Below are 6,374 nucleotides of genomic sequence, written 5' to 3' on the forward strand. Positions count from 1 at the left end.
AATCGATTATGGTGAAGTATGAGTTGTTTTAATTAAATTACTTAAATCATAACCTTGCTGTTTGGCGGTTTGTAAATAGGATTGATAAGTCGCTTCATCGATAGTCGGAGTTTTTGAAAGTATCCATAAATACTTTGTTGATGGTCCGCCAACTAAAGCAACTTTATAATCTGGATCAACTCTCAATACCCAATAATCGCCTTTGGTGAACGGTAACCAACGTAATCCTTTTGGCAAAAAGCTCACTTTCAACTGACTTTTTCCCTGATTTTGTGGATAGGCTACGCCCTCTGAACTTTTCATTTCTCCAGAAGCAGTACGACAACTATTAAGTACTGAAATTGTATTGTCAGCTTTAATTGCATATTTAGCGCTGGTATCACTCACACATTGACGTTGAAAATACATCGGTAAATGTGCGATTTCATACCATTTACCTACATATTGATTTATATCAATTTTATCAACTGCTTTTGGTGTGTTTGCAAAGGTTGGGAAGCTTAAAGTGCTTAATGAAATAGACAATACAGATAGACTTAATAGCGTTTTTACTTTCATTTTATCCTCTTCATCGAAAACTATACTTTTCAACTATAAGTAGCTCAACGTGAAAAAAATGTGAGTCATCTCTAAAAGTAAGTTTTATTCTTTTTTATATAAAAAGAAAGTTGGAGATGCCACTCCAACTTTCCGATTAAAAATTTAATTTACTTGTTTATCTTTATAGAACATCGCATAACTTGCATAACAAGCGATGATAAACAAGACACAACATACAAATCCAACTTGCATTGATGGATCAGTCACCATACTAATACATGTAATGACGCAGAATACCCCACCTAAAATAGGAGTTAATGGGAATAACGGCGCAGCAAATTTGAGATCTTTAACGGTGTTACCTGATTTAATCCATTGTCTACGGAAGTTAAATTGAGAGACACAGATCGAAATCCACACTACAACCATAGTGAATGCAGCAACACCTAATAAATTTTTGAAAATTGTTTCAGGGGCAAAGTGCTCAGACAATAAACCAGGTATGGCACCAAACATCGTCACGATAATTGCAATAATCGGTGTACCTGAACGTGTCAATTTTGCGAAAACTTTAGGTAACTGATTTTTAGTCGATAGTGACCACATCATACGTGAAGCAGCAAATAATCCAGAATTCGCAGCAGATAACAATGCAGTGATAATCACAAAACGAATAATATCTTCAGCATATGGAATACCGATGTAATTGAATACAGTTACAAAAGGACTATTACTTACCGAATTTGCATTTAAACCTGCCATGTCATAAGGCAATAAAGCACAAATCACGATAATCGTACCAACAAAGAAAATCAGGAGTCGCCATATCGCAGCATTGATTGCTTTAGGAACGGTTTTAGCAGGTTCTTCTGCTTCACCCGCAGCAACACCAATCAACTCAGTACCTGAGAATGCAAAATTCACAATTAACATGGTCGCAAAAATAGGAAATATTCCATTTGGAAACCAACCGTGCTCTGTTAATTTACTAAATAAAGGCGCTGATTCATGCCCATGATAGGAAATAGCTCCGAAAATAGCGGCTAGCCCCAAACCAATAAAGCAAATGATGGTTAAAACTTTAACCAACGATAACCAAAATTCAGATTCTGCAAATAAACGGGTTGAACTGACATTCAGTGAAAAAATTAATCCTGCAAATAACAGCGTCCATGTCCACATGGAAATGGATGGAAACCACTCCTGCATCAATAATGCTGCCGCAGTAAACTCCGTCCCCAATGTTGCGGTCCAAGTTAACCAATACAACCACGTAATCATGTAACCTGTACCAGGTCCAATATAAGTTCTGGCATATTCACCGAACGAACCTGATACGGGCATATGCACGGCTAACTCGCCTAAGCACAGCATGACCATGTAAGCAATTACGCCCCCAAGGAGATAAGATAAAATTGCTCCAATTGGGCCAGCTTGAGAAATAACATCTCCTGAACCAAGAAACAGTCCTGTTCCAATCGCACCACCTAAAGAAATCATGACCAAATGACGTTTTGTCATTGCACGTTTCAAAGGTTTAGTGACATCTACTTCTGACAACGAAGTATTTAAATGGCTTGATGTGTCTTGTTGCGGCACATATTGCTCACTCAGGAGTTCACCTGAAGGAAATGTTTTTTCATTATTGTTACTCATACACGATCACTCCAACGATATTCTTATGACAACCTGTCCTTGCTGTTTCACTTTCATAACAATCAATATCCAACGGATATCTTTTTTCTACATATTTTTCTACTGAACATCCATATTCAAACTCCATATACATCATTTCCTTGAACCGCTTAAAATCTTTCGAATGGTGTTATCTACATTATTTCTTTGAGAATTAGCCCTGCTCTTAATCCTACTTTGACGTTCGGATTTGGAAATAAAATCCAAACTTGCTGATCGCTTGCAATATAATTTCCTGCCTCTTGAGTCGCGATTACATCGCCTTTTTCAAAGGTCGAAAAATTAGGTGCATTCGCATCTAATCGCAGTTGAAAATCCTCACTTTGTTTAACAATTGAATCTACAACCTTGAATTGACGAAGCGATGATTTTTGTCTTCGAGGTAAAGCTTCACCTGTAATTACGGCACGAAGTACTTGATCAATTGCAGCAAACTCAGCTAAATCATTTTGACCAAATGGCTTTGCTTTACCTAACTCCAAAGTACTGCTAGCAGCCTGAAAATACTCTGTTGTAAAATGAGTAAAAGTTTTACCAACAGCGTTGTGATACACCAAAGCATCAAGATCAGCAGCGTTGAGGCTATCTATGAGAAAATCATCGTAGGGTTTCGTCTGATAAGGGAATAAGGCAAATACAGCTAATAGTGATGTGTGTATAGCCGTATGCAAATCATAATGATAGCGTTGAGCATCACTACGACTTTGCTGGAAAAACTCTGCGGTAATTTGCTCTAAAAGCTGAGCACGTTTTGTTTCTTCATCAGAATTTAATTGTTGATAAGCTCCACAAAACATGCGGTTCATATCATTTTCTAGATAACGTACACCTTTGCGAATTGCTTGAGGATTACCAAAAACAAAAAGGACTCGCTCCGTCAAACGTAAACGAGACGCGAACAGGTCTTGAACCATCTTTGCGAGTAATTCAATCGGTGCCGTTTCATTTCCATGGATACCCGCAGAAAATATGATGGCCTTGTTATAGCTTGTTTTAGGCGTGCATACCAATAACCCTTCACCTAGCCATTGCCAAGTAAATTCAGTTGTTTCACCTTGAGTTTGATTAGGTGCTTGCTGTGCAAGAGTTAATTCGAGTAGATCAACCATATGCCATCATTCCCTTGTTTAACCACCTCAAATCCGATGCCATAGTGAGCATTCGGATTTGAGGAAAATCCATATCAATCTTTTAACTACGATGATTAGCGTTGAAAGTGATAAACAGAACCTAAACCTAAAATTTTGGTTAATTCATCTAACGCTGTACGACTCTCAATCAACAAACTTGGATCAGCTAAATCATCCTGAGTTAATTCATCACGATAGTGTTGATCAACCCATTGGTTGAGGGTCTTAAACAAACCGTCATTCATAAATAAATTTGGATTAACTGCTGCTAACTCTTTTTGATTGACCGCGACACGTAAGCGCAAACATGCTGGTCCACCGCCATTACGCATACTTTCACGCAGATCAAACACCTTAATGTCATCAATTGGCGTACCCATCTGAATCATGTCATTCAAATAGCTCCAAACCGCTTTATTTTGACGAGACTCTTCAGGTACAACGATACTCATCCCACCATCTGCTCGTGTCAAAATTTGGCTATTGAATAAATATGTCGCAACAGCATCTTCAACACTCACACGGTTTTCAGGCACTTCGATCGAAATAAATTCTTGCTCAATCCCTGCCATTTTCTGGCGAATTTCATTCAAGGCTTGTGTTTGATTCAAAAACGCATGTTGATGATGAAAAAGTACCTGTTGGTTACTTACCGCAATCACATCGTTATGAAATACACCTTGATCAATCACGTCAGGATTCTGTTGAATAAATACCGTCCGTTTTGCATCTAAACGATGTAAACGTGCAATCGCCTCACTCGCTTCACGGGTTTGACGTGCAGGGAATTTCTTCGGCGCAACCGTACCACCGAGCTGTTGCTGTCCGTAAACAAAAACTTGCACGCCAGCTTGCTCGTATCCACCGCCTAGACGGTTATGATTGGCTGCACCCTCATCACCAAATAGTGCTGCGTCAGGTAAGGCTTCATGATGCGCGAAATATACATCATTATCGAACATCGCTTTAAGGATTCGCGTTGTCGTATGATGTTCAATTGAGCGATGGAACTTATTATTTAGATTTGCGGCTGTAAAATGTACACGTCCATCCGCACTATCAGCCGATGGTGACACGGTGCATGAGTTTGCAGTCCACATTGAAGATGCTGAACTGAGTGAAGATAACAAGGCAGGTGCAGTTCGCATTGCCTGTGCAATGACATCAATATCACTACCTGTAAAACCTAAACGGCGTAAGGTCGGAACATGTGGACGCTCTTGTGGAGCAAACACCCCTTGTTTAAGCCCTAAATCCGCAAGGGCTTTCATCTTCATTAAGCCCTGTTTAGCTGCTAATTTAGGATTGGACGCATTATTACGGTTTTTTGTTGAAGCAACATTACCAAAAGAAAGACCTGCATAATGGTGAGTTGGTCCAACCAAGCCATCAAAATTGATTTCATAACCTGACATTTTTTCTCCATATCGTCACGGCACGATTTAACTTAGAGCACAATGCCCGGTGATAATTTTGACGGCAGTGTAACGCTATCACTTTCCAGTGAAGCCATCGGCCACGCACTATAATCTGCTGCATAAAACGCGCTTGCACGATGGTTCCCCGATGCACCCACACCACCAAATGGAGCAGCACTCGATGCGCCAGTTAATGGTTTATTCCAGTTCACAATGCCAGCTCGTGCTTCGATCAATACTCGATCAAATAATTCACGATCAGGAGAAACCAAACCTACAGCTAAACCAAAACGTGTGTTATTGGCTATTTTGAGTGCTTCATCAAAATCGTGATAACGATAGATCGTTGTCAAAGGACCAAAGTATTCATCATCTGGGATTGCATTCACTTCACTCACATCTAAAATGCCTGCACTGAGTAATGAACTATCAGCTTGAGGACGAGTCATTGCTAACAATGGTTTTGCGCCTAGTGCGATCAATTTGCTTTGTGCAGCCATCATCTGATCTGCCGCATGAGATGAAATCACCCCGCCCATAAATGGTTGTGGTTCAGCATCCCAAGCCCCGATCACTAAGTTCTTTGTGACTTCAACAAAACGTTGAATGAATGCATCACCATTAACGCCATGTTTTACAATGATACGGCGTGCACATGTACAACGTTGTCCCGCAGACACGAAAGCGGATTGAATAGCTAGATTCACCACTGCATCAATATCAGTTGCTTCATCAATGATTAAAGCGTTGTTCCCCCCCATTTCAAGGGCTAGGATTTTTTCAGGTGCGCCTGCCATTTGTTTATGCAGGTGATAGCCAGTGTTGGCACTTCCCGTAAACAGTAAACCGTCAATTTGTTCAGCAGCAGCTAAAGCCTCACCAGTCGTACGACCACCTTGCACAAGGTTGAGCACACCATTTGGTAACCCTGCCTGTTGCCACAATTTTGCAGTTTCTTCGGCTGTCCAAGGCGTTAATTCGCTTGGCTTGAACACAACCGTATTACCTGCAATTAATGCAGGAACAATGTGTCCATTAGGTAGATGTCCTGGGAAATTGTACGGTCCAAAAACTGCAAGTACCCCATGAGGACGATGACGTAAAGATGCGATGCCATCTGGCATTTCAGTTTCACTAAAACCAGTCCGTTGGTGATATGCACGGATTGAAATCGCGATTTTTCCAATCATCGATTGAACTTCTGTGAGTGTTTCCCACAGTGGTTTACTGGTTTCTTGACTGATGACTTGTGCAAGTTGATTTTTATTTTATTCAAGTAAACTCGCAAAGCGTTCAATAATAGCTACACGTTGCTCTAAACCTAAGCGTGCCCATGCAGGAAAAGCTGTTCTAGCAGCATTACAAGCTGCCTCAACATCAGCAACATTAGCTTCATAACCAGACCAAATCTGTTGATTGCTCACAGGGTTGGTTTTAATAAAGCTTGTACCCTTTCCCTGTACCCAAGCACCATTAATTAATAGACTTCTTGCAAAAATCAAAAAACGATCAACGTTTTGTTTGTTTTTTATCCACATTAAAAAGTCATGTTCTACTATCATGAGTACATGAAATATGAAAAAGTAAAGAT

At 40.1% G+C, this 6,374-nt stretch carries 4 protein-coding genes and 1 pseudogene; all 5 read right to left on the reverse strand.

Annotated features, from left to right (window positions below; translation table 11 throughout):
- Nucleotides 1-6: 6 nt before the first annotated feature.
- Entirely contained in the window at nt 7-558 is a 552-nt protein-coding gene (locus ACSC97_RS07600) for a lipocalin family protein (protein ID WP_004952799.1), read from the reverse strand.
- Nucleotides 559-702: 144 nt separating this feature from the next.
- Nucleotides 703-2,196 (reverse strand): amino acid permease, encoded by a 1,494-nt coding sequence (locus ACSC97_RS07605; RefSeq protein ID WP_126131916.1) that lies wholly within the window; start codon nt 2,194-2,196, stop codon nt 703-705.
- Nucleotides 2,197-2,369: 173 nt separating this feature from the next.
- Complete coding sequence (gene astE / locus ACSC97_RS07610) at nt 2,370-3,344, reverse strand: succinylglutamate desuccinylase (protein WP_436660196.1); 975 nt, start codon at nt 3,342-3,344, stop codon at nt 2,370-2,372.
- A gap of 95 nt (nt 3,345-3,439) precedes the next feature.
- A complete protein-coding gene (astB, locus tag ACSC97_RS07615; protein ID WP_436660198.1) occupies nt 3,440-4,780 on the reverse strand; it encodes an N-succinylarginine dihydrolase in 1,341 nt (446 codons plus the stop codon).
- Between the two features lie 32 nt (nt 4,781-4,812).
- Nucleotides 4,813-6,321 (reverse strand): annotated as a pseudogene (gene astD, locus ACSC97_RS07620) (succinylglutamate-semialdehyde dehydrogenase).
- Nucleotides 6,322-6,374: the final 53 nt, after the last annotated feature.

This window comes from Acinetobacter sp. P1(2025) (assembly GCF_051390655.1).
Taxonomy (GTDB): Bacteria; Pseudomonadota; Gammaproteobacteria; order Pseudomonadales; family Moraxellaceae; genus Acinetobacter; species Acinetobacter junii.

Excerpts from the sequence above, each read along its gene's own strand:
- ACSC97_RS07600 (WP_004952799.1), bottom strand. The coding sequence starts at position 558 with ATGAAAGTAAAAACGCTATTAAGTCTATCTGTATTGTCTATTTCATTA.
- ACSC97_RS07605 (WP_126131916.1), bottom strand. The coding sequence starts at position 2,196 with ATGAGTAACAATAATGAAAAAACATTTCCTTCAGGTGAACTCCTGAGT.
- astE (WP_436660196.1), bottom strand. The coding sequence starts at position 3,344 with ATGGTTGATCTACTCGAATTAACTCTTGCACAGCAAGCACCTAATCAA.
- astB (WP_436660198.1), bottom strand. The coding sequence starts at position 4,780 with ATGTCAGGTTATGAAATCAATTTTGATGGCTTGGTTGGACCAACTCAC.